The organism is Micromonospora sp. NPDC048909 (assembly GCF_040649635.1).
Taxonomy (GTDB): domain Bacteria; phylum Actinomycetota; class Actinomycetes; order Mycobacteriales; family Micromonosporaceae; genus Micromonospora.
On sequence record NZ_JBEZFU010000006.1, the window covers coordinates 22,739 to 43,147 of the forward strand.

29 protein-coding genes and 1 tRNA gene are annotated in these 20,409 nt (G+C 72.8%); 16 read left to right on the forward strand and 14 right to left on the reverse strand.

What is annotated here, in order from left to right; translation table 11 throughout:
* Positions 1-3: 3 nt before the first annotated feature.
* Both AB0C04_RS17665 and AB0C04_RS17670 read right to left on the reverse strand, forming a co-directional pair.
* Complete coding sequence (locus tag AB0C04_RS17665) at positions 4-1,074, reverse strand: PHP domain-containing protein (protein ID WP_357055346.1); 1,071 nt, start codon at positions 1,072-1,074, stop codon at positions 4-6.
* A 29-nt stretch (positions 1,075-1,103) separates the two neighbouring features.
* Positions 1,104-1,844 (reverse strand): M23 family metallopeptidase, encoded by a 741-nt coding sequence (locus AB0C04_RS17670; protein WP_357055349.1) that lies wholly within the window; start codon positions 1,842-1,844, stop codon positions 1,104-1,106.
* 106 nt (positions 1,845-1,950) lie between these two features.
* On the opposite strand from AB0C04_RS17670, the gene AB0C04_RS17675 reads away from it, so the two are divergent.
* The 4 genes from AB0C04_RS17675 to AB0C04_RS17690 all read left to right on the forward strand — a co-directional run bounded on the left by AB0C04_RS17675 (position 1,951) and on the right by AB0C04_RS17690 (position 3,822).
* Entirely contained in the window at positions 1,951-2,298 is a 348-nt protein-coding gene (locus AB0C04_RS17675) for a hypothetical protein (protein WP_357056513.1), read from the forward strand.
* A 76-nt stretch (positions 2,299-2,374) separates the two neighbouring features.
* Positions 2,375-2,542: a hypothetical protein gene (locus AB0C04_RS17680; RefSeq protein WP_350873648.1), complete on the forward strand. Its 168-nt coding sequence runs from the start codon at positions 2,375-2,377 to the stop codon at positions 2,540-2,542.
* A 124-nt stretch (positions 2,543-2,666) separates the two neighbouring features.
* Complete coding sequence (locus AB0C04_RS17685) at positions 2,667-3,194, forward strand: tRNA adenosine deaminase-associated protein (RefSeq protein ID WP_357055353.1); 528 nt, start codon at positions 2,667-2,669, stop codon at positions 3,192-3,194.
* Between the two features lie 184 nt (positions 3,195-3,378).
* Positions 3,379-3,822, forward strand: coding sequence for a nucleoside deaminase (locus tag AB0C04_RS17690; protein WP_357056516.1), 444 nt, complete (start codon positions 3,379-3,381; stop codon positions 3,820-3,822).
* 33 nt (positions 3,823-3,855) lie between these two features.
* Here AB0C04_RS17690 and AB0C04_RS17695 read toward each other — a convergent pair whose 3' ends face one another.
* Positions 3,856-5,019 (reverse strand): ATP-binding protein, encoded by a 1,164-nt coding sequence (locus tag AB0C04_RS17695; RefSeq protein WP_357055356.1) that lies wholly within the window; start codon positions 5,017-5,019, stop codon positions 3,856-3,858.
* Positions 5,016-5,672, reverse strand: coding sequence for a response regulator transcription factor (locus AB0C04_RS17700; RefSeq protein WP_357055359.1), 657 nt, complete (start codon positions 5,670-5,672; stop codon positions 5,016-5,018). The genes AB0C04_RS17695 and AB0C04_RS17700 overlap by 4 nt, the downstream gene beginning before the upstream one ends.
* Positions 5,673-5,855: 183 nt before the next feature.
* On the opposite strand from AB0C04_RS17700, the gene AB0C04_RS17705 reads away from it, so the two are divergent.
* From AB0C04_RS17705 to AB0C04_RS17720, 4 genes are read left to right on the forward strand one after another with little or no spacing between them, the layout of a single operon-like run.
* Positions 5,856-6,380: a hypothetical protein gene (locus AB0C04_RS17705; RefSeq protein WP_357055361.1), complete on the forward strand. Its 525-nt coding sequence runs from the start codon at positions 5,856-5,858 to the stop codon at positions 6,378-6,380.
* Positions 6,377-7,459 carry a peptidoglycan-binding protein gene (locus tag AB0C04_RS17710; RefSeq protein ID WP_357055364.1) on the forward strand — a complete coding sequence of 361 codons (1,083 nt, stop codon included), beginning with the start codon at positions 6,377-6,379 and terminating at the stop codon, positions 7,457-7,459. The genes AB0C04_RS17705 and AB0C04_RS17710 overlap by 4 nt, the downstream gene beginning before the upstream one ends.
* Positions 7,456-8,154 (forward strand): ABC transporter ATP-binding protein, encoded by a 699-nt coding sequence (locus tag AB0C04_RS17715; protein ID WP_357055367.1) that lies wholly within the window; start codon positions 7,456-7,458, stop codon positions 8,152-8,154. The genes AB0C04_RS17710 and AB0C04_RS17715 overlap by 4 nt, the downstream gene beginning before the upstream one ends.
* Positions 8,154-9,362 (forward strand): ABC transporter permease, encoded by a 1,209-nt coding sequence (locus tag AB0C04_RS17720; RefSeq protein ID WP_357055370.1) that lies wholly within the window; start codon positions 8,154-8,156, stop codon positions 9,360-9,362. Before AB0C04_RS17715 ends, AB0C04_RS17720 begins: the two co-directional genes overlap by 1 nt.
* A gap of 68 nt (positions 9,363-9,430) precedes the next feature.
* On the opposite strand, the gene AB0C04_RS17725 is transcribed toward AB0C04_RS17720, so the two are convergent.
* From AB0C04_RS17725 to deoD, 3 genes are all read right to left on the reverse strand, one after another.
* Entirely contained in the window at positions 9,431-9,895 is a 465-nt protein-coding gene (locus AB0C04_RS17725; RefSeq protein ID WP_357055373.1) for a thioesterase family protein, read from the reverse strand.
* Positions 9,892-10,530: a TetR/AcrR family transcriptional regulator gene (locus AB0C04_RS17730; protein ID WP_357055376.1), complete on the reverse strand. Its 639-nt coding sequence runs from the start codon at positions 10,528-10,530 to the stop codon at positions 9,892-9,894. Before AB0C04_RS17730 ends, AB0C04_RS17725 begins: the two co-directional genes overlap by 4 nt.
* A 134-nt stretch (positions 10,531-10,664) precedes the next feature.
* The gene (gene deoD / locus AB0C04_RS17735) at positions 10,665-11,372 is read right to left on the reverse strand and encodes a purine-nucleoside phosphorylase (RefSeq protein ID WP_357055379.1); all 708 of its coding nucleotides are present in this window, start codon (positions 11,370-11,372) and stop codon (positions 10,665-10,667) included.
* A gap of 75 nt (positions 11,373-11,447) precedes the next feature.
* On the opposite strand from deoD, the gene AB0C04_RS17740 reads away from it, so the two are divergent.
* Positions 11,448-11,534: transfer RNA gene (locus tag AB0C04_RS17740), tRNA-Ser, on the forward strand.
* 56 nt (positions 11,535-11,590) lie between these two features.
* Here AB0C04_RS17740 and AB0C04_RS17745 read toward each other — a convergent pair.
* Together AB0C04_RS17745 and AB0C04_RS17750 are read right to left on the reverse strand one after the other, a co-directional pair.
* A complete protein-coding gene (locus tag AB0C04_RS17745) occupies positions 11,591-11,770 on the reverse strand; it encodes a hypothetical protein (RefSeq protein WP_357055382.1) in 180 nt (59 codons plus the stop codon).
* Between the two features lie 156 nt (positions 11,771-11,926).
* Positions 11,927-12,685, reverse strand: coding sequence for an SDR family oxidoreductase (locus tag AB0C04_RS17750; RefSeq protein WP_357055385.1), 759 nt, complete (start codon positions 12,683-12,685; stop codon positions 11,927-11,929).
* A gap of 161 nt (positions 12,686-12,846) precedes the next feature.
* Between AB0C04_RS17750 and AB0C04_RS17755 the strand changes: the two genes are divergently transcribed.
* Positions 12,847-13,752, forward strand: coding sequence for an AraC family transcriptional regulator (locus AB0C04_RS17755; RefSeq protein WP_357055388.1), 906 nt, complete (start codon positions 12,847-12,849; stop codon positions 13,750-13,752).
* On the opposite strand, the gene AB0C04_RS17760 is transcribed toward AB0C04_RS17755, so the two are convergent.
* Positions 13,727-15,022 (reverse strand): MFS transporter, encoded by a 1,296-nt coding sequence (locus AB0C04_RS17760; RefSeq protein WP_357055390.1) that lies wholly within the window; start codon positions 15,020-15,022, stop codon positions 13,727-13,729. The two genes, AB0C04_RS17755 and AB0C04_RS17760, sit on opposite strands and share 26 nt — an antisense overlap.
* A 99-nt stretch (positions 15,023-15,121) precedes the next feature.
* On the opposite strand from AB0C04_RS17760, the gene AB0C04_RS17765 reads away from it, so the two are divergent.
* Complete coding sequence (locus tag AB0C04_RS17765; protein ID WP_357055393.1) at positions 15,122-16,006, forward strand: hypothetical protein; 885 nt, start codon at positions 15,122-15,124, stop codon at positions 16,004-16,006.
* Positions 16,007-16,032: 26 nt separating this feature from the next.
* Here the strand turns inward: AB0C04_RS17765 and AB0C04_RS17770 are convergent, their stop codons facing one another.
* The 4 genes from AB0C04_RS17770 to AB0C04_RS17785 form a co-directional block, all read right to left on the reverse strand.
* Positions 16,033-16,566 carry a hypothetical protein gene (locus AB0C04_RS17770; RefSeq protein ID WP_357055396.1) on the reverse strand — a complete coding sequence of 178 codons (534 nt, stop codon included), beginning with the start codon at positions 16,564-16,566 and terminating at the stop codon, positions 16,033-16,035.
* Positions 16,567-16,612: 46 nt separating this feature from the next.
* Positions 16,613-17,179 (reverse strand): hypothetical protein, encoded by a 567-nt coding sequence (locus AB0C04_RS17775; RefSeq protein ID WP_357055399.1) that lies wholly within the window; start codon positions 17,177-17,179, stop codon positions 16,613-16,615.
* Positions 17,180-17,267: 88 nt separating this feature from the next.
* Positions 17,268-17,459: a DUF397 domain-containing protein gene (locus AB0C04_RS17780; RefSeq protein WP_357055402.1), complete on the reverse strand. Its 192-nt coding sequence runs from the start codon at positions 17,457-17,459 to the stop codon at positions 17,268-17,270.
* The gene (locus AB0C04_RS17785; protein WP_357055405.1) at positions 17,450-18,217 is read right to left on the reverse strand and encodes a helix-turn-helix transcriptional regulator; all 768 of its coding nucleotides are present in this window, start codon (positions 18,215-18,217) and stop codon (positions 17,450-17,452) included. The genes AB0C04_RS17780 and AB0C04_RS17785 overlap by 10 nt, the downstream gene beginning before the upstream one ends.
* 87 nt (positions 18,218-18,304) lie before the next feature.
* Between AB0C04_RS17785 and AB0C04_RS17790 the strand changes: the two genes are divergently transcribed.
* From AB0C04_RS17790 to AB0C04_RS17810, 5 genes are all read left to right on the forward strand, one after another.
* Entirely contained in the window at positions 18,305-18,541 is a 237-nt protein-coding gene (locus tag AB0C04_RS17790; protein ID WP_357055408.1) for a hypothetical protein, read from the forward strand.
* Positions 18,538-18,786, forward strand: a complete 249-nt coding sequence (locus AB0C04_RS17795) for a flavin reductase (protein WP_357055411.1) — start codon at positions 18,538-18,540, stop codon at positions 18,784-18,786. The genes AB0C04_RS17790 and AB0C04_RS17795 overlap by 4 nt, the downstream gene beginning before the upstream one ends.
* Before the next feature lie 137 nt (positions 18,787-18,923).
* Positions 18,924-19,358 (forward strand): YbaB/EbfC family nucleoid-associated protein, encoded by a 435-nt coding sequence (locus AB0C04_RS17800; protein ID WP_357055414.1) that lies wholly within the window; start codon positions 18,924-18,926, stop codon positions 19,356-19,358.
* 4 nt (positions 19,359-19,362) lie between these two features.
* Complete coding sequence (locus tag AB0C04_RS17805; RefSeq protein ID WP_357055417.1) at positions 19,363-19,704, forward strand: hypothetical protein; 342 nt, start codon at positions 19,363-19,365, stop codon at positions 19,702-19,704.
* Positions 19,701-20,402 carry a hypothetical protein gene (locus AB0C04_RS17810; RefSeq protein ID WP_357055420.1) on the forward strand — a complete coding sequence of 234 codons (702 nt, stop codon included), beginning with the start codon at positions 19,701-19,703 and terminating at the stop codon, positions 20,400-20,402. Before AB0C04_RS17805 ends, AB0C04_RS17810 begins: the two co-directional genes overlap by 4 nt.
* Positions 20,403-20,409: the final 7 nt, after the last annotated feature.

Sequence of the window (20,409 nt, forward strand, 5' to 3'; positions counted from 1 at the left end):
CCGTCAGGAGCGCTTGCCGACCCAGTCGAGCAGTTCCGCCGCCGACCAGGTGTTCACCACCTGGTCGGCGGTCACCCCGCAAAGGGCCGCCCGTTCGCAGCCGAACCGCTGCCAGTCCAGCTGGCCCGGGGCGTGCGCGTCAGTGCTGATGGCGAAGCGGCAGCCGGCCTCCAGGGCGCGGCGGATCAGCCGCTTCGGCGGGTCCTGCCGCTCCGGCCGCGAGTTGATTTCCACGGCGACGTCGTGCTCGGCGCAGGCCGCGAAGACCGCGTCCGCGTCGAAGTCGCTCTCCTTGCGCGTCCGCGCCCGATGCCCACGGTCGCCCGGCCCGGTGACCCCGGCCGGCCGGGACGACACCATCCGGCCGGTGCAGTGCCCGAGGATGTCCAGGTGCGGGTTGGCGATCGCGGCCAGCATCCGCCGGGTCATCTTCGACCGTTCGTCGCTCAGCCCGCTGTGTACCGAGCCGACCACCACATCGAGCCGGGCCAGCAGCTCCTCGTCCTGGTCGAGCGAACCGTCGGCGAGGATGTCCACCTCGATGCCGGTGAGGATCCGGAACCCCTCGGGCAGCGCCGCGTTCACCTGCTCGACGTGGTCGAGCTGGCGGCGCAGCCGGGCCGCGGTCAGCCCGCGGGCCACCGTCAACCGGGGCGAGTGGTCGGTCAGCACCACGTACTCGTGCCCCAGCTCCACCGCGGCCAGCGCCATCTCCTCGATCGGCGAGCCGCCGTCGGACCAGTCGGAGTGCGTGTGGCAGTCACCGCGAAGCGCGGTCCGCAACGCGGTCGCCTCGGCGTCCAGGTCGCTGCCCTCGGTGGCGAGCAGCCGGCGCAGGTAGACCGGTTCCTCGCCGGCCAGTGACTCCGCCACGCAGCGGGCGGTGACGTCGCCGACCCCGGCCAGGTCGGTGAGGGTGCCGGCGGCCGCTCGCGCGGTCAGCTCGGCGGTCGGCAGGCCGGCGAGTGCCTTGGCCGCGGAGCGGAACGCCCGCACCCGGTAGGTCGCCTCGTTCGCCCGCTCCAGCATGAACGCGATCCGCCTGAGGTCGGCGATGGGGTCCCGAGCCTTCATCCCACCGAACCTAGCCGCTGCGCCGGTCGTCAGGGAGCCTTGGGGCAGCCGTGTTTGCGCTGCCAGGTGGCGACCTCGGTGGCGGGCGCCCGGTTGCCGCCCCGCCGCCAGGAGTCCAGGTAGCGGGCCGGCCAGATCACCCCGCGCCGGATCCACCAGCCGTCCTTGCCGGTGCACGGCGGCGAGATGCCGAAATGCAGGTGGCAGACGTTGTTGGCGTTGCCGGTCCGGCCCACCTCGCCCAGCTTCTGTCCGGCCCGCACCCGGACGCCGCCGTCGACGCCGCCGGCGATCTCGCTCAGGTGCGAGCCGTAGTAGCGCACCCCGTCGTCGCCGAGCAGCGCCACCGAGAGCCCCCCGTTGTACGGCCCGAGCGGCCCCCGCTTGTCGAACCGGTCGACCCGGCTGACCTCCAGGATCTTCCCGTCGGTGACGGCGACGACCGGCTCTCCACAGTCGGCGAAGATGTCCGTGCCCGGGTAGCCGGAGTGTGTCGGGTGGTAGTCGACGTTTCCCGCCCGGACCGGGAAGACGTGGCGGAGATCGGCGCGGGCGGAGGTCGCCGGCGCGGCACTGGTCGGCGCGGGGGCGGTCGGCCCGGCCGGGCTGGGCGTCGACGCCGGCTGCTCGGCGCTCGCCCAGACGCCGGGTGGGGTCGGCGCGGGCCCCGTCGGAACCCCCGGCCGGGTGGTGGCGCAGCCGGCGGCGAGCACCATGACGAGCAGCAGCGGAACCGGGTACGCGCGGCGTCCGATCGTCGGCGAGGGCATCCGGTCATCCTGGCAGAGTCGGTACGGTGGGGACGAGTGGTCCGGTTGAGGGGAGGCGACGGTGACGACCGACCGGCCGTACTTCCCGTCGACCCCGGGTGCCGAGATGCACCCCGCGTCGCGTACCCCCTCGGGGCTGTTTCCGGCCGGGCCGCCGACCCGGCCGACGTTCCGCGAACCGCATCCGGTCACCGGGGCCGGGGTCGCCGTGGGCGGCGGTGCCGCCGCCGCCTGGCTGCTGCTGTTCGGGCTGCTCGGCACCGACGTGGCGAGCTACGCGTGGTGGACGGTGGTCGCCGGGTTGCTGGCCTGGCTGGCCGCGCTCCTGCTGGTCCGCCACGGCGACCGGGGAGTGGCCACCGGCGTCGCGATCGTCACCGCCGGCGGGTGGAGCATCGCCGCCGCGATCGTCGCGGTGCGCTGGGCCACCAGCGCCGACTGGCCGCTCTGGTGACTGCGTCGCGTGGCGGGTCGGCTGCGCAGCGAAGCCCATCTTGACGTGGGCGTTCCGACTCGGCACTCTCGGCACTATGGCCTGGACCACTCCGCGGCAGGATCCCGAGCGCAGCCGCCGCCGCCTGCAACTCCTCGCTGAGTTGGCCGGGGCCCGCGCGGTACGCCAGCGCGAGCGGCCGCAGCGGGCCCGCAGTGCGCAGCTCCGGCAGCTGATCGCCACCCGCCGACGGATCGCCAGCTGACCGTCGGTGAGTTTGGTAGGAATGGCCGGGCCTTCGGGGCGTTGACCGGTCGCCTGCCGACCCGACGGGCTAACGTGCACGCGTAACGAGTCGGCGAGCTGTGCCGAGGCAATTTGGGGGGACCGTGTCGTACTTCGCTGCTGCCGTGGTGCGCGATGAGAGCGGCTGGACGGCAGCCGAGGTGAACCTGCGGGGTGCCGGCGACATCGACGAGGTCGCCGACCGGCTGCGGGACGTCGACCAGGAGGCCGACCTGTCGCTGCTCTTCGTCGAGGCCGACGACACGTACCTGGTGATCCTGCGCCTCGACGAGGGTGAGGACCTGCGGATCTTCGGCTCCGACTCGGCGTACGCTGAGGAGTCCCGGCTGGGTGCGCTGCTGGTGGGTGACCTGAAGACCTCGGTCACCGGGCTGGACGACACCGAGGAGCCCCGGCCGGCGACGAGTGGCGACGAGGAGAACGAACAGCCCGCCGTCGACCCGGAGGCCGACCCGGTCGGTGACGCCGACCTCCTCGCGGACCTGGGCATCCCGGCGCAGAAGCTGCTGAACCTCTGTGCCCAGGAGGGCATGCTGCCGGCGGACGTGACCGCCGAGATCTGCCTGGTGCTGGGCTGCGTCGACGAGGTCGAAGAGCTGCGTGAGGTCTGAGCCGGTGGGTGGCGAACCGCTCCTACCGCACGGGTCCGAGCCGGCCGACGCGACCGATCCGGCGCTGGAGACCGTCCGGCCCGGCCAACCGACGCCCGGCCGGATCGGGCGGGTCGGCCCGGGCGCCGACGAGGGGCTGGCCGACCTGGGCGAGCTGGGCCGCCGGCAGCGGCACGAGCTGTGGATGCGCCGGGCCCTGGAGGTCGCGGTGACCGGCCCGGCGTCGGCCGCGAGCGACACCGCCGTCGAGGACATCCCGGTCGGTGCGGTGCTCTACGGCCCGGACGGGACCGAGCTGGCGATCGGCCGCAACGAACGGGAGTTGACCGGCGACCCGACGGCGCACGCCGAGGTGCTGGCGCTGCGCCGGGGCGCCGAACGGCTCGGCCGGTGGCGGCTGGACGACTGCACCCTGGTGGTCACCCTGGAGCCGTGCACCATGTGCGCCGGCGCGCTGGTGCTGGCCCGGGTGTCGACCGTGGTCTTCGGCGCCTGGGAGCCGAAGACCGGCGCGGTGGGGTCGCTCTGGGACGTGCTGCGGGATCGGCGGCTGAACCACCGCCCCGAGGTCTACGCCGGGGTGCTGGAGAACGAGAGCGCCGCCCTGCTCCGCGCCTTCTTCCGCTGATTCCAGGGGCGACCGCCGCGGGCAGCAGTCAGATCAGGCCGGCGGCAGGCTGACCGTGACCTCCAGCCCGCCGCCGTCGCGCGGCTGGGCGGTCACCGTGCCGCCGTGCGCCCGGGCGACCGCGCGGACGATGGAGAGCCCCAGGCCGAAGCCGCGCCCGCCGCCGATCCGCTCGCCGGAGAGCCGGCGGAACGGCTCGAAGATGGCCTCCACGTCGTAGCCGGGCACCGCCGGGCCGGTGTTGCTGACGGTCAGCGTCGCGCGACCGTCGCGCAGACCGGTGCTCACCCGGACCCACCCGCCGGACCGGACGTTGTGCCGCAGCGCGTTCTCCACCAGGTTGGTGGTGAGCCGCTCCAGCAGCACCGGGTCGCCGGAGACCAGAGCCGGCCCCAGCTCCCGGGTCACCGCCGGGCCGCCGTCGCCCGAGGCGGCCTGGTCGAGCACGTGGTCGGCCAGGTCGGCCAGGTCCACCCGGGATCGGGCGGTCAGCTCGTTCTCCGAATCGGCCAGGGTGAGCAGCCCGTCGATCAGCCGTTCGTGCCGCTCGTTCACCGCCAGCAGCGACTCGCCGAGTCGGCGTACGTCCTCCGAGGCGCCGGGTCGGGTGACCGCCAGCTCGATCAGCGACCGGTTCAGCGCCAGCGGCGTACGCAGCTCGTGCGAGGCGTTCGCGACGAACCGGCGCTGCCCGTCGAAGGAGCGGTCCAGCCGCTCGATCATCTCGTCGAAGGTGTCGGCCAGTTCGCGTACCTCGTCGGGCGGCCCGGGCAGCGAGATCCGTTCGTGCAGGCCGCGGCCGGCCACGTCGGCGCCGGCGATCCGCCGGGCCGTCCCGGTGATCTGGTGCAGCGGTTGCAGCGCCCGGCCGGCGATCAGCCAGCCGAACGCGATGGCCACCACGGAGACCAGGGCGAGCGCGATCCCGCCCTGGGTGAGCAGGGAGTAGAGCGTCTGGTCACGCGCCTCGTCCTGCGCCTTGTTGATGATGAGGCGCAGCTGCTCGGCCTGGTTGCCGGAGAACTTCGTGTCCGCCGCCGGGACGATCGGCTTGACGTCGCGCAACGCCACCCCGAACGGCTGCGCCGTGCGCTGGTCGACCAGCACGTAGGTGACCGCGAGCAGGACCAGCCCGGCGATCAGGAAGAGGCTGCCGTAGATGACGGTGAGCCGGGCCCGCAGCGAGAAGCGCTTCACGGTATCCGGTATCCCACACCGGGCACGGTCTCGACCACCTGCGGCTCGCCCAGCTTGCGGCGCAGCTTCATCACGGTGACCCGGACCACGTTGGTGAACGGGTCGATGTGCTCGTCCCAGGCACGTTCCAGCAGCTCCTCCGCCGAGACCACCGCGCCGTCGGCGCGCAGCAGCTCGACCAGCACGGCGAACTCCTTGCGGGACAGCGGCACGTACCGGCCGTCCCGGTGCACCTCGCGGCGAGCCGGGTCGACCAGGATGCCGGCCCGGGCCAGGGTGGGCGGCGCCGCCCGCCGGGTCCGCCGGCTCAGCGCGTGCACCCGGGCGGAGAGCTCCACCAGGGCGAACGGCTTGGTCAGGTAGTCGTCGGCGCCGAGCGCCAGACCGGCCACCCGTTCCCGGACGGCCGCCGCGGCGGTGAGCATCAGCACCCGCGTCTCCCCGCCGCTGTCCACGATCGCCCGGCACACCTCGTCGCCGTGCACCACCGGCAGGTCGCGGTCCAGGACCACCACGTCGTAGTCGTTGACGCCGAGCCGTTCCAGCGCCGCGTCGCCGTCGTACGCGACATCCACCGCGAACGCCTCCCGCCGCAGCCACTCGGCGATGCTCTCGGCGAGCAGGCCCTCGTCCTCGACCACCAGCACTCTCACCCGCCCATGGTGCCCCGGGCCCGGATAACGCCGCCGTAAACGTCGGCGGTTACGCCCGGGATACGCCCCTTGTCGTGGACTGGCCGGGACGCCGTCGGTCCCGCCGGTGTCCCGCCCGGCGGTCCCGTCGGGCGGTACCGGAAAGGCCCGGCGGTCCCGCCGGGCCGGGAGAGGAAGCGTGCGATGCGACGAGGACTGTTCGCGCTGCCGCTGCTGCTCGCGTTGGCCGTGACCGGCTGCGGCGGGTCGGGCGACGAGCCGGCGGTGGCCACCGCCGGCGGTGGCGGGGCGCAAGCCGTGTCCGCCAGCCCCGCGGCCCAGCTCAGCGACGACGAGCGGCGGCTGAAGTTCAGCGAGTGCATGCGGGAGCACGGGGTCGAGGTGCCGGACCCGGAGCCCGGCGGTGGACAGCTGTTCCGGTTCGGCAAGGACACCGACCCGCAGAAGGTGCAGGCGGCGATGGAGAGCTGCCGGCAGCACCTGCCCAACGGCGGGGAGAAGCTGAAGCTCGACCCGGAGCAGGTGGAGCGGCTGCGCAAGCTCGCCACCTGCATGCGGGAGAACGGCGTGCCGGAGTTCCCGGACCCGTCGGCCGACGGCGGCCTCCAGCTCCGGCTCGACGTGGTGAACATCAAGGACCCGAAGGTGAAGGCCGCAATGGAGAAGTGCCGGCAGTACGCGCCGAAGATCGCCGGAGCCACCCGGTGAGGGCTCGCCGTATCCGGTTCCGCACGGTCGCGCTGACCGGGGCCGTCGTGGTCGCGGCCGCCGCGGGCGTCGTGGCCGCGGTGGGCTTCGGCGGCACCGACCGGGGTACGGCCGCCGCCGGCACCACCCCACCGGCCACCGCCACGGTCACCCGGCAGACGTTGACCGACGCGCAGAACGTGGACGGAGAGCTGGGCTACGGCACCACCCGCTCGGCGACCGCGCGGCTGAGCGGAACGATCACCGCGCTGCCGGAGACCGGCACGGTGGTGAAGCGGGGCGGGCGGTTGTACGCGGTCGACAACGCCCCGGTGCTGCTGTTCTACGGCTCGCTGCCCGCGTACCGGGTGCTGGAACCGGGCGTCGAGGGGGCGGACGTGGCGCAGTTCGAGCGGAACCTGCGAGCGCTCGGCCACGACGGCTTCACCGTCGACGACGAGTACACCGGGAGCACCGCCGACGCCGTCCGGGACTGGCAGGAGGACCTCGGGCTGCCCGAGACCGGCCGGGTCGAGCCGGGCCGGATCGTCTACGCCGACGGGGCGGTGCGGGTGGAGAGCCACCAGGCGGCGACCGGCGACGCGGCGCAGCCCGGCCAGGCGGTGCTCGCGTACACCGGCACCAGCCGGCTGGTCACCGTGGAGCTGGACGTGGACGACCAGCGGTTGGCGAAGGAGGGCGGCGCGGTGAGCGTCGCGCTGCCGGACGGCGACCCGGTCGCGGGGAAGGTCGAGTCGGTGCAGACGGTGATCGAGGCCGGTTCGACCGGCGCGGCAGGGCAGTCCACCGAGGCCGAGACGAAGATCGAGGTCACCGTCTCGGTGACCGACCCGGCGAAGCTCGCCGATTACGACCAGGCGAGTGTGGAGGTCACCTTCACCGCCGCCGAACGCCCCGACGTGCTCACCGTGCCGGTGGCGGCGCTGCTCGCGCTCGCCGAGGGCGGCTACGGCGTCGAGGTGGTCGACGGCGGCCGGAGCCGGATCGTCGCGGTGACCACCGGCCTCTTCGCCGCCGGTCGGGTCGAGGTCAGCGGACCGGACCTCGCCGAGGGCCTGACGGTGGGGGTGCCGGCGTGACCGGCGACGCCGTGGTGCTGGAGGAGGTGAGCCGGACGTACCCGGGCGGGGTCGCCGCGCTGCGCGAGGTCTCGCTGCGGATCGGGTACGGCGAGCTGCTGGCGATCGTCGGTCCGTCCGGTTCCGGCAAGTCGACGATGCTGCACCTGATCGGCACGTTGGACCGCCCCTCCGCCGGCCGGGTACGCATCGACGGGTACGACGTGGCGACCCTGCCGGACCGGCAGCTCTCCGCGCTGCGGGCCCGCCGGATCGGCTTCGTCTTCCAGCAGTTCCACCTGGCCGCCGGCACGCCGGTGCTGGACAACGTGGCCGACGGGCTGCTCTACGCCGGCGTACCCCGACGGGAGCGGCGGCGGCGCGCGGAGGCCGCGCTGGACCGGGTCGGGCTGGGCCACCGGCTGACCCACCGGCCGCACGAGCTCTCCGGCGGCGAGCGGCAGCGGGTCGCGGTGGCCCGGGCGGTGGTCGGGGAGCCGGCCGTGCTGCTCGCCGACGAGCCGACCGGCAACCTCGACTCGGTGGCCGGCGCCGCGGTGCTCGCCCTGCTGCGTGACCTGCACGCGACCGGCACCACGGTCGTGGTGATCACGCACGACCGGGAGATCGCCGACGGGCTGCCGCGGCAGGTGCGGATGCGCGACGGTCGAGTGGTCTCCGACCCGGCGGCGCCGTTGATGGCGGGGGTGCGCTGATGGCGGTGGACCTCCGGCCGCGACCGGCGCCGGCCCGGCTCGGCCCGGGCGACGTGTTCCGGGTCGGCGGGGTGGGGCTGCGCACCCGGCCGCTGCGGGCGTTCCTCTCCGCGCTGGGCATCGCGATCGGCATCGCGGCGATGGTCGCGGTGGTCGGCATCTCCTCGTCGTCCCGCGCCGACCTGGACCGCACGCTGGACCGGCTCGGTACCAACCTGCTGACCGTGGCGCCCGGCAACACGCTCTTCGGTGACCAGGCGAAGCTCCCGGTCGAGTCGGTGGCGATGATCGACCGGATCGGGCCGGTGACCGGCGTCGCCGCCACCGGCCAGGTGCCGGACACCCCGGTCTACCGCAGCGACCGCATCCCGTCCGGCGAGACGGGCGGCATCGCCACCCGGGCCGCCCAGCTCGGGCTGCTCGACACGGTCGGCGCGACGGTACGCAGCGGCAGTTGGCTGAACGGGGCCACCGAGCGGTATCCCGCCGTGGTGCTGGGCGACGCCGCCGCTCGCCGGCTGGGGCTCGGCGCGGCCGGACCGGACGTGCAGGTGTACCTGGGCGATCGCTGGTTCACCGTGCTCGGCATCCTCGCCCCGGCCCCGCTCGCGCCGGAGCTGGACAGCTCGGCGCTGGTCGGCTGGCCGGCCGCGGCGGCGTACCTCAACTTCGACGAGCACCCGACCACCGTCTACACCCGGTCGCGGGAGGCCTCGGTGGAGGCGGTCCGCGCGGTGCTCGGCGCGACCGCCAACCCGGAGGCGCCGAACGAGGTGCAGGTCTCCCGACCGTCGGACGCGCTGGCCGCTGCGGCGGCCACCGACGAGGCGTTCACCGGGCTGCTGCTCGGGTTGGGCGCGGTGGCGCTGCTGGTCGGCGGGGTCGGGGTGGCGAACACGATGGTCATCTCGGTGCTGGAGCGGCGGGCCGAGATCGGGTTGCGGCGCTCGCTGGGCGCCACCCGGGGGCAGGTCCGGGTGCAGTTCCTGGCCGAGTCGCTGCTGCTCTCGGCGCTCGGCGGCGCGGGCGGGGTGCTGCTCGGCATCCTGGTCACCACCGGGTACGCCCTCTGGCGGCAGTGGCCGACGGTGGTGCCGGTCTGGGCGATGGCCGGCGGTGTCGGGGCGACCCTGCTGATCGGCGGTCTCGCCGGCCTCTACCCGGCCGTGCGCGCGGCCCGGCTCGCCCCCACCGAGGCGCTCGGCTGAGCCGGCTCAGGGCTGGCTTCGGGTGCGTCTGTCGTCGCTCGGGCGGCGACAGACGCACCCGAACCGCGTCAGGCGGGGGTGGCGGCCGGGCGGAGCAGGGTGACGGCGACCGCCCGGGCGGCGTCGGTCCAGGGGGCGGGCCGCAGCGTCGCCGGGTCGAGGCGGACGATGGCCCGCCGCCCCTCGGCGTGCAGGGTGCCGCCGTCGACGGAGCGGAACTCGAAGGCGTACTCGGCGCTGCTGGTGCCGAAGTGTTCGAGCCAGAAGTGCACGGCCACCGGGCCGGTGGCGGCGATCGGGGCGCGGTAGGTGATGGTGAACTCGCGGACCGCGTGGAACAGGTCGGGCGGGGTGGCGCTGCCCCGGTAGGCCAACCCCCGCTCGGTCCAGTACGGCGTCAGCGCGCGTTCCAGCAGCACCGCGTAGCGGGCGTTGTGCAGGATGCCCATCGCGTCGAGGTCGTCGAAGTGCACCGTGACGTGCTCGACGTGCCCGAACTCGACGGTGGGCTGGTCGGCGACGGCGTGGGTCATGAGGGGCCTTCCGGTAGGAGGTTCGGGTCGGGGCAGAGCCGCCGCAGGCGGTGCAGCAGACCGGCCCGGGCGTGCCGGTAGGCGGCGTCCGGGTCGAGCAGCCGGGAGTGCATCGCGGCGGCCATCCCGAGCGCGTCGATCTCGTACGCCAGTTGCGCGATGTCCAGGTCGGCGGGGAGTTCGCCGGCGTCGACCGCCTGCTGGATGAGGCGTTCGAGGAACGCGGCCCACTGGCCGTAGACCTCGGCCAGCCGGTCCCGCACCGGGCCGGGCCGGGCGTTGAACTCGAACTGGGTGTTGGCGAAGAAGCAGCCACCGGGCAGGATCCGGGCGGCGTAGAAGTCGAGCCGGGCCTCGTGCAGAGCCCGCAGCCGCCGTACGCCGCGCGGGGCGAGCAGCGCCGGCGCGGCGATCCGCTCCTGCCACAGCGCCACCGCACGGTCGATCGCGGCGAGCTGCAGCGCCTCCTTGGATCGCCAGTGGGCGAAGAGCCCGGACTTGCTCACCCCGAGGGTGTCGGCGAGCTGGGCGAGGCTGAGCCCGTCAAGGCCGACCTCGGTGGCGAGCACCACGGCCGCGTCGAGCGCGGCGTTGCGCGTGCGCTCACCCCGGGCGAGACGTCCGTCGACGGTCATGTTCCTCACCGTACTAAACCAGCACGACCGGTCGTATTGTTTTCTGCCGTGACCGTCGTCACCACCCCGAGCCCGGACGGCACATCGCCCCGCCGTCCGGGCGGACGGCGGGGCGGCGCGGGTACGACGAAGGGTCAGGCGATGATCGTGTCGAGCGCGATCTCCACCATCTGGCCGAAGGTCTGCTCGCGCTCGGCGGAGGTGGTCTTCTCGCCGGTCTTGATGTGGTCGCTGACCGTCAACACGGTCAGCGCGCGCGCCTTGTAGCGGGCCGCGATCGTGTAGAGCGCGGCGGACTCCATCTCGACGGCCAGCACGCCGTAGTCGGCGAGGGTGTCGTAGAGGTCCGGCCGGTCGGTGTAGAAGGCGTCCGCGGCCAGGATCGGGCCGACGTGCATGGTGATGCCCTGCCGCTCGGCCACCTCCACGGCGGTCCGCAGCAGCCCGAAGTCGGCGACCGGGGCGTAGTCGATCAGCCCGTCGAAGCGCATCCGGTTCATGTTCGAGTCGGTCGACGACCCGATCGCCGCGATGACGTCCCGCAGCTGGAGGTCCTCGCGCAGCGCGCCGCACGAACCGACCCGGATCAGCGACTTCACGCCGTACTCGTTGATCAGCTCGTGGGCGTAGATCGAGGCCGACGGCATGCCCATGCCGGAGCCCTGGACCGAGACGTCGACCCCCTTCCAGCGGCCGGTGAAGCCCAACATGCCCCGGACCGTCGAGTAGCACGTGGCGTCCTCGAGGTAGGTCTCCGCGATCCACTTGGCCCGCAGCGGGTCGCCCGGCATCAGGACCCGCTCGGCGATCTCGCCCGGCTTCGCGCCGATGTGCGTACTCATGGCAAAGATCCTGCCAGGCGCGGCCGAGCGATACCGGTTCGGCATCGGAACCAGCGGTCCTGTAGCCTACTCGGCGGTGGCGTGTCCGAGTGGCCTAAGGAGCACGCCTCGAAAGCGTGTGAGGGTTTACGCCCTCCGCGGGTTCAAATCCCGCCGCCACCGCTCGTGAACAGCGAGAACGCCCGGTCGATCCTCACGGATCGTCCGGGCGTTCCGCTTTACACCCACTCCCGGCGCACCGGGGGCTCCGGCGGCTCGTCGCGCGGGGGATCCGTGTCCGTCGTCTCGACCAGGTCCTCTGGCACAACGCGGTCCGGCAGCTTGCCGAACCTGGCGTGCCGCTGCTCCTCGAACTCCTCGTCCTTCGACCGGTCAGCGTGCCCTCGTTTGTCGCCCATCGCCAACCTCCCTCGTCCGTTCCATTGTCCCCCCTGTAGCGATCTTCACGTTCGGGATCAGTGGGGCGGACACCACGCCGGGTACGGCCGCCGCCCCGACGCGTGACAACGCCCGGTCGATCCAGGGGATCGGCCGGGCGTTGCGCCTACCTGCCGTCAGAGGTTGTAGCCGCCGGCGACCTCGATGTTCTGGGCGGTGATCCAGCGGCCCTCCTCGCCGAGCAGGGTCGCGATCACCATGCCGATGTCGTCGGGCTCGCCCACCCGGCCGAGGGCGGTCTTCGCGGCCAGCGCCGGGATCACCTCGGGGAACCGCTCGAAGGCGTTGTCGGCGAGCCGGGTCCGGGTGGAGCCGGGGGCGACGGAGTTGACCCGGATGCCGCGCGGGCTGAACTCCTTGGCCATGTACCGGGTCAGCACCATCAGGCCGCCCTTCATCGTGGCGTACCCGGAGTAGCCCGGCTCCAGGCCGGACTCCATCGCCGAGTTGCTGGCGACGTTGACGATGGCGCCGCCGTCGGCCAGCAGCGGCAGAAGGGTCTGGGTCAGGAAGTACGGCCCCTTGAGCAGGACCCGGAAGAACCTGTCGAACAGCTCCTCGGTGGTGTCCTCGAACATCGACATCTGGGCGAAGCCGGCGTTGTTGGCCAGGAAGTCGAAGGTGTCGCGCTGCCAGGTGCCGCGCAGCGCCGCGACGACCGAGTCGCGGAAGGCGGGGAAGGTCTCGCTCCTACCCACGTCCAACGGCAGCGCCACGGCGGTGCCGCCCTCCTTCTCGATGCTCGCCACCGTGTCCAGCGCACCGGACTGGTTGGCGCCGTAGGTGAGGATCACCCCGGTGCCGCGCTTGGCGAGCTGGATGGCTGCGCTCTGCCCGATGCCGGAACTGGCCCCGGTGACGACTGCGACCCGCATGATGTGCCCACCTGTCCATTTCTGGAGCTGCTGTTTGCTCCTTGGGATTTGACTCTCCAATCAAACCCGCGTGGGCTGCTCAATCGGTAGAACGATGCTCTCCACCTCTTGCCTGATCCTCTCCATGGTGAGAATGCAGGCCGAGTGCTTCAATGGGCCTCATGCCCCTCGACGAGCTGCGCGCCCTGCTCGCCCGCCACGTCCGCCCCGACGGGACCACCGCCATCGACGACGTCCTGATCGCCAAGGTCGAGCAGTCCGACCCGCCGTCGGCCTCGATGTCCGGCACGGTGCTGGCGCTCATCGCGCAGGGCGCGAAACGGCTCGCGCTGGGCGACCGGGTCTACGAGTACCGCGCCGGGCAGTACCTCATCGCGTCGGTCGACCTTCCGGTCACCGGCCACTTCACCGAGGCCAGCCCCGACCGGCCGGCGCTCGGGTTCGGGCTCACGCTGCAACCGGCCGCCGTCGCGGAGCTGCTGCTACAGGCGGCCCCCGGAGACCTGCCACCCGCCACCGGCGGTGTCCCCTCGGGCATTGCCGTCAGCGACGCCCCCGACGAGCTGCTCGACGCGGCGATCCGGCTGCTGCGCCTGCTCGACCGGCCCCGCGACATCGCCGTGCTGGCGCCGCTGATCAAACGGGAGATCCTCTGGCGGCTCATCACCGGCGAGCAGGGCGCCGTCGTCCGCCAGCTCGGCCTCGCCGACAGCAGCCTCGCCCACGTCGCCCGGGCGGTCCGGTGGATCCGCGACCACTACCGGCAGTCGTTCCGGGTGGAGGAGGTGGCCCAGCTCTCCGGCATGAGCGTCTCCGCCTTCTACCGAAACTTCCAAGCGGTCACCGCGATGAGCCCGATCCAGTTCCAGAAGCAGATCCGGCTCCAGGAGGCCCGGCTCCTGCTCGCCACCCACCCCAACGACGTCACCGGCGTGGGGCACCGGGTCGGCTACGACAGCGCGTCACAGTTCAGCCGCGAGTATCGCCGCCAGTTCGGCACACCACCGAGCCAGGACGCCGTCCGACTCCGCGGCTCGGCGCTCACCGCCGCCTCGCCCCTGCCGTAACCGCCACCCGAGCCTGTTGCACGGCCCCCTCCGACCCGGCGCCCCGGATCGGGGTGAACAGCCCGGCGATCGCGATCAGCAGGCACCCGCCACCGGCGACGAGGGCGACGGCGGTGACGCCGAAGCGGCTGGTGGCCCAGGTCAGCGCCGCCGCACCGGCCGGGCCGAGCGAGTAGTGCGTGCTCCAGAAGGCGGACGTCACCCGCCCCAGCAGGTGATCGGGGGTGATCTCCTGACGCAGCGACATCGAGCAGATCCCGCCGACGCTGACGCCACAGAGGTAGACCGCGGTCAGCACCGTGACGGCGGGGACCGTCCCCGCGACCCCGATGCCGACGAGGGCGAGGCCGCAGAGCGAGATCGCGCCGACCCAGGTGACGCCGAAGCCGCGACGACGCCGTAGCGGCGCTGCCAGCAGGGCACCGGCGATGGTGCCGAGCGCGGCCAACCCGAGCACGGTGCCGGCCGTGCCGTCGGAGCCGCCGAGGTCGTGCTTCACGTGATAGATGAGCACGTCGGTGAAACCGAACGTCAGGAAGATGAAGACCGAGAGCAGGACGGTCAACGAGCGCAGCACCGGCTGACGCCAGAGGAAACGCGCCCCGGCCAGGAACTCGGCCAGCGGCCGCTCCCGCCGCGGCACGCCCTCGCCGACCGTTGTGTCGTCGCGGGCCGGCCGCCGGAGCCGGACCAGCCAGAGGCCGGCCGCCGACAGGGCGAAGCTGGCCGCGTTGATCGCGACGGCCGCGGTGGGGCCGAACCGCGCGGAGACCACGCCGGCGAGCAGCGGACCGCCCACGGCTGCCGCCGCGTACGTCGCCTGCAACCGACCGTTGGCCTCGGTGATCCGGTCCCGGTCGACCAGGTTCCGGACCGCGGTCACCGCGGCGACCTGGAACAGCATCCCGGCCGCTTCGCAGATCGGCAGGACCACGAAGATCAGCCAGACCTGCGGGCCGGCGAGCCAGGCCAGCGGCACCAGGCCGTAGAGGACCAGCCGGGCCAGGTCCGCGGTGATCATCAGGGTGCGCCGGTCGTACCGGTCGACCAGGACGCCGCCGAAGACCCCCGCGCCGACGGACGCGACCCCGGCCACGGCGGTGAGCAGACCCATCTGCGCGACCGACCCGGTCGCGTGGAGCACGAGCAGCGGCATCGCGATGTAGGCGAACGAGTCGCCGACGGCGGAGAGCGACTGCGCGAGCCAGTAGGTGCCAAAGTTGCGGTCCCGCCACAGCGGACGATCGACCGGGTCGACGGGAGAGCTCACGCAGCCGAGCGTAGTACCGCCGCCGGACCGGCTCGGGGCATCGACGGGGCCCTCTGTCGGGAACCCGTGCCGGCCCGGGTTGTGGCACGATCACCGGCCGTGCGCCCTCCGCGTGTCCTGCTGCTGGTGTCCGCCGTGGCGGGCGCGTTCTCGGTCCTGGCCACGCTCTTCTCCGAGTCGCGGGCCGCCCTTCAGTCCAGCCTCGTCGCAGCGGTCGCCTTCCTCGGGTACGTGCTCCTGGCCGGCCGGGTGTCGCCTCGGGTGCGTACCGCGCTGGCGGCCGGCATCGGGTTCTTCGCCCTGGCCATGGCCATCCAACTGTGGTGGCTCCCCGAGCAGCCAGCGGGGAACGGCTGGCTGGAGCCGTTCTACGCGCCGCTCGACGGCAGCGGGCCGGACGTGGGGTCGGCGGAGCTGGGGCCGGTGTTGATGGACCAGTGGCGGCGGGGGATCGACCGGGAGCGGATCGCCGCGGTGGGGCTGCTGCTCGGCGTGCTCTGTCTCGCGTTCGCGGTGTTCGCCCTGCCCGCCCGGCACCGGTCGAGGCGTGCGCTGCTGGCCCGGGTCGTCGTCGCGGTGCTGCTGCTCGCGGTGGTCGGTGCGGACGCTTGGGACCGGGTTGACGACGCCCCGCTGCCCGGCCTGCTCGGTGTCGCGTGGCCCGCGCTGCTGGCCACCCTGATCGTGGCCGGCATGGTGGTCCTGTCGGGCTGGCGTGCCGACCGGTTCGCGCTCGTGTCGCTCGGAGTGCTGCTGCTGGCGGTGACGGCGGGCACTGCCTTCACCGACCTCGCCGATACCTGGGCGGCCTGGCAACGGTTCGCCGACGACAGCGGCGACGCCTTCCTCTCCGTCGGTGTCGCCGTCCCGTCGGACCGCTGGGCGGACCGGTCCGCGGTGGTGGGCGCGGCGGTGGCGCTCGCCGGGCCGGCGCTGCTGGCGATCGGCGCCCTACGCGCTCCCCGCGACCCGGACCCGACCTGACGGCTGCCGGTGGCCCGTGCGCCGGTTCAGCAGGGGCCGGCGCCTTCGACGAAGAGTTGCCGGGCCCACTCCGCGTAGCCCGCGATGACGTTGCGCACCGTCTGTCCATCATGGAGGAAGAGGTAGCCGCGGTCGCCGCGCCGGGCCAGCAGGCCGTCGAAGCGGTACGTCCCGCGTGGCGCGTGCAGCGTGGTGACGGAGGGATATCGGAACCAGACCTCGGTGACCGGGGTGCCGATGGTCACCCCCTCCGGGGTCTGCATCGGGTCGCCGGCCCAGAGCAGCACCAGCCGGTCGTCGACGAAGACCGGGCTGACCGTCTCGTGCCCGGTGAGCAGCGGGCCGCAGGCGTCGACGTCCGAGCGCAGCACGCCCCTCCGGGTCAACTCGGCCTCGGTGTCGCCGAATGCGACGTTGCGCAGGCCGTTCAGGTCGAGCACCTCCACGCTGCCGGTGCGTACCGGCCCCTGTGGAGCGAAGGTTGGTCCGTTCGGTGCGCTGCCGGAGATGACGGCAGCTGTCAGCAGCCCTGCGATAAGGGCAAATTGGCGCAATTTCATGGCTTCCCCCGGGGGTCCTAACGGGACGGGGGCGTCCAGGTTGCTGCTATTTGCCGGATTCCTGACTTTCCCACTGCTCGGCAAGGTCGTCCCAGTAGTCGGCGCTGAGCCGCCGCCGCCCGTGTGCCAGCCAACCGTCGGTGTTCCGCTCCAGGTGCAGCCCCAGCTCGGCGAACGGGTCGATCCACGTCCCGGGTTCGACGCCCAGCTCGACCAGCGCCGCGTTGATCGGCCACTGCGCCCGGGGTGCCTCCAGCGTGCCGTCGAATCGCGGCCCCCAGGAAACCGTGCCGCCCAACCAGAGCACCGCCGACTGATATCCGAGGCCGCCGAAGAACTCCGCCTCCAGGTAGCCGAGCGGCCCCCGCTGCGACCAGCCAGCCAGCACGTCGGTCAGGGCCGGCGCGAGCACCAGGTGGAACGGACGGCCGGCGTCCGGAGGGTCGACGCGGAAGTCCGGCAGCTCGCCGGTCAGCTCCTCGATCAGTTGCGGGGTGACCGGCAGCAGCGCGAAGTCCTGCCGCAGCTCGCCGAGGACCGCGTGATCCAGCTCCGCGGTCTGCTCGCGGAGCAGTTCAGCATCCGCGACCACCGCGCTGAGCTGGTAACTCATCGGCAACCTCCGGCATCCACAGCCTGTGGATGGAACATGTGTACGACGGATCGGGCGCTCGGCCGGGGTCGTGTTCGGCCGGGCTCGGTCAGCGCTGCTCGGGCAGCTTCGCGACGAACGCGTGCCAGGCCGCCGGTGCGAAGATCAGCGCCGGCCCGGTCGGGTCCTTCGAGTCGCGTACGCCGATCACGCCGGGCAGGTTGTCGGCGACCTCGACGCAGTTGCCGCCGTTGCCGCTGCTGCGGCTGCTCTTGCGCCACCTTGCGCCGTTCAGCTCCATGTCTCCGCCACTTCTGAGATGAGGTCGAGAGATTGTCGGCGGGAGAGCGCCTCGCCGCGCACGTTCTCCCACGCTGCCATCATGGCCGCGATGTCGCTCGGGTCGCTAACCAAATGTCCCTGGAGCTGGTTGTCCAAGTAGCCGGCGATCCGGTGGTCCCGCGCGGTGGCGATCACGAACGGTCCGTTCAGCCCGGCGTACGCGCCGACCGTGGCCGGCACCACGTGCACCCGGACGTGCGGCTCGGCGCAGGCCGCCACCAGGGCGTGCAGCTGCTCGCGCATGGTGGCCGGGCCGCCGACCGGCCGGCGCAGCACCGCCTCGTCGACCACGGCGGTGAGCTGCGGCGGGTCGTCCTGCTTGAGGATGCCCTGCCGGTTGAGTCGCTGGATCAGGTGCCGCTCGACGTCGCCACGGGGGATCAGCCCGGCTTCGCCGAGCACGGCGCGGGCGTACGCCTCGGTCTGCAACAGCCCGGGTAGGACGACCGACTCGTACGACCGCAGCGACACCGCCTCGCGCTCGATCTCCTGCCACGGCCGGAACCAGATGGGGTCACGACGTCTCGAAGTGTCCGGCCAGATGTCCGCGACGTCCCGGCGAAGCTCCTCCGCCGCCGACAGCCGGTGCCGGGCGTGCGGGATGCGGCCCTCGGTCAACCACCGTCCGACCGTCTTCGGGTCGACGCCGACTCGTTCGGCGAGCGATTCGATCGTGTGCCCGGTGTCGCTGAGCGCCACCCGGAGCGCGTCGTTCACGGGCCCCTCCATCGGATGTCCCAAAATATCTGGCCACCATATCGCTACGCCCTGTGTTTGTCTGACCACTGACGGGAGCCTGGTCTGGTGAACCACCTGACCGTTGGCACGACGATCCGGGTGCCCGAGGAGGCGTACCGGTTCGGCGAGGGGCCGCTGACCCTGCTGATCACCGAGGTGCTGAGCGTCGGGCCGTTCCAGGGCGCCGAGTGGGCCGAGGTGCGCGGCCACGAGGTGCATCCGGACGGCACCCTGCGGGCCCGGAAGAGCTACGCGCTCGTCCGCGTCGACCGGGCCCGGCAGGTCGAGGTGCGAGCCCTGTGACCCGCCGCCGCGAACACCTGCCGACCCGGCCCACCTGGCGCTGCGCCGCCTGCGGCATCGCCTGGCCCTGCTCGCCGGCGAAACTGCGTCTGCTCGGCGAGTACCGGCACGACCGCGCGGCGCTGACGGTCTACCTGGCGACCCTCCAGGCCGAGGCCGCCGAGGAACTCGCCGCCATCGACCAGGCCCCGCCGCCGACCGACCTGACCAACCGCTTCCTCACCTGGACCCGCCCGCCCGCCTGAGGGACGGGCTGCCGCGAATGCACGGCTCGGCACGGGCGGAAGGCCCAGGTGAGTCTGATGTGGACCGTGAGCAGCGACGCCACGTGTTAATCTCTGTCACTAGGCATGATCACCTTGAGCGACTGAGGGGACACATGGTGGCCGGCGTTCCAGGCACGGGCGGCTTGCTGGACCCGGACGGCGCCATGGAGCGCCTCGCCGAGTGGAAGGGCCGGATCAACCAGCTCGCGGCCGACACCAGGGCGATGAGCGACCAGCTCCAGGAGCTGCGGGTGACGGCAGCCGACGACAACGGGCTGGTGGAGGTCACCGTCGACTCCTCCGGGCAGTTGGTCGACCTCTGGCTCGGCCAGCGGATCCACCGGGTCGCGCCCGACGTGGTCGCCAGGACGGTCATGACCACGATCCGAGCCGCCCGGCAGCAGTTGGCCGACCGGTCGCAAGCGATCATCGCCGACACCATGGGCACCGAGTCACCGGCGGCGCGGGCGATCGCCGAGCGGGTCGGGCAGCAGCTGCGCGACGCCGATCCCGCCGCGGACGGCCCCGACGACCAGCAACGCAGGTGGTGACCGCGTGGGCGACGGTTTCGAGGTCGACGCGGAGCAGATCCGCCAGCACGCGCGCAACATAGACGCGCTGCGCGGCCGCTTCGGCGCGATCAAGGGTGCCAGCGCGCACATCACCGGGGACGACGCGGCGTACGGGGTGCTGTGCGGGTGGATCTCCGGCGTCCTGGAGGGCCGGCACACCCGGCAGGACGAGCTGATCGCCTACGTCGAGGAGAACCTGGCTCTGGTCGTCAAGGGGCTGGGCACGACCGCCGACAACTACGACAACGCCGACGCCGACTCCACCAACACGATCCGCAAGGCGGGGAGCGGGTTGGACGGAAGTCGGGCGGGGGCGGCGCATTGAGCGACGGGTCGCTGATCGCCGACGTCCAGTCGACCCGCAAGCCGTGGACCGGGGCGGCCGCCGCCGACAGCTTCCAAGGGCTGGTCGACGCCATTCGCAGCGAGGGCTGGGTCGACGACCTCATCGCCGGTGCGGCGTTCGGGGTGGAGGCCGTCGCGACCGTGCTGGACCCTTTCAGCGCGCTGCTCGCCAACGGGCTGGGCTGGGCGATGGAGTACTTCGAGCCGCTGCGGCAGATCCTCGACGAGCTCACCGGCATGCCCGACGTCGTCGCCTCGCACGCCGCCACCTGGGACAACATGGCCGCCGAGCTGGAGAGCATCGCCGTCGATCTGAAGTCGCACCTCGGCGCGGACACGCCGCTGTGGCAGGGGCAGGCGGCCGCCGCCTACCAGGGCCTGATGGCGCACAACGTGGCGGCGATCGACGGGATGAGCGGCATCTCCGCCGCGATGGCCGCGGCGACGCAGGCCGCCGGCAACCTCGTGGCGTTCACCCGTGACGTCGTACGCGACCTCATCGCCGACCTGGTGGCGCGCGTGGTCATCTGGGCGGTCGAGGCGATCTTCGTGGTCACCATCCCGGTGATCGCCACGCAGATCGTGGCCGCCGTGGTCAAGTGGGGCGGACGCATCCTGACCTACGTCGCCGCACTGATCAGCAGCCTGACCAACCTCTCCAAGCTGCTGAACGGCTAGGGCCGGC

Coding starts and splice junctions, on each gene's coding strand:
- AB0C04_RS17745 (WP_357055382.1), bottom strand. CDS start 11,770: ATGGGCGACAAACGAGGGCACGCTGACCGGTCGAAGGACGAGGAGTTC.
- AB0C04_RS17690 (WP_357056516.1), top strand. CDS start 3,379: ATGCGCCGGGCCCTGGAGGTCGCGGTGACCGGCCCGGCGTCGGCCGCG.
- AB0C04_RS17720 (WP_357055370.1), top strand. CDS start 8,154: ATGGCGGTGGACCTCCGGCCGCGACCGGCGCCGGCCCGGCTCGGCCCG.
- AB0C04_RS17670 (WP_357055349.1), bottom strand. CDS start 1,844: ATGCCCTCGCCGACGATCGGACGCCGCGCGTACCCGGTTCCGCTGCTG.
- AB0C04_RS17680 (WP_350873648.1), top strand. CDS start 2,375: ATGGCCTGGACCACTCCGCGGCAGGATCCCGAGCGCAGCCGCCGCCGC.
- AB0C04_RS17775 (WP_357055399.1), bottom strand. CDS start 17,179: ATGAGTTACCAGCTCAGCGCGGTGGTCGCGGATGCTGAACTGCTCCGC.
- AB0C04_RS17770 (WP_357055396.1), bottom strand. CDS start 16,566: ATGAAATTGCGCCAATTTGCCCTTATCGCAGGGCTGCTGACAGCTGCC.
- AB0C04_RS17725 (WP_357055373.1), bottom strand. CDS start 9,895: ATGACCCACGCCGTCGCCGACCAGCCCACCGTCGAGTTCGGGCACGTC.
- AB0C04_RS17780 (WP_357055402.1), bottom strand. CDS start 17,459: ATGGAGCTGAACGGCGCAAGGTGGCGCAAGAGCAGCCGCAGCAGCGGC.
- AB0C04_RS17675 (WP_357056513.1), top strand. CDS start 1,951: ATGCACCCCGCGTCGCGTACCCCCTCGGGGCTGTTTCCGGCCGGGCCG.
- AB0C04_RS17755 (WP_357055388.1), top strand. CDS start 12,847: ATGCCCCTCGACGAGCTGCGCGCCCTGCTCGCCCGCCACGTCCGCCCC.
- AB0C04_RS17665 (WP_357055346.1), bottom strand. CDS start 1,074: ATGAAGGCTCGGGACCCCATCGCCGACCTCAGGCGGATCGCGTTCATG.
- AB0C04_RS17705 (WP_357055361.1), top strand. CDS start 5,856: ATGCGACGAGGACTGTTCGCGCTGCCGCTGCTGCTCGCGTTGGCCGTG.
- AB0C04_RS17750 (WP_357055385.1), bottom strand. CDS start 12,685: ATGCGGGTCGCAGTCGTCACCGGGGCCAGTTCCGGCATCGGGCAGAGC.
- AB0C04_RS17730 (WP_357055376.1), bottom strand. CDS start 10,530: ATGACCGTCGACGGACGTCTCGCCCGGGGTGAGCGCACGCGCAACGCC.
- deoD (WP_357055379.1), bottom strand. CDS start 11,372: ATGAGTACGCACATCGGCGCGAAGCCGGGCGAGATCGCCGAGCGGGTC.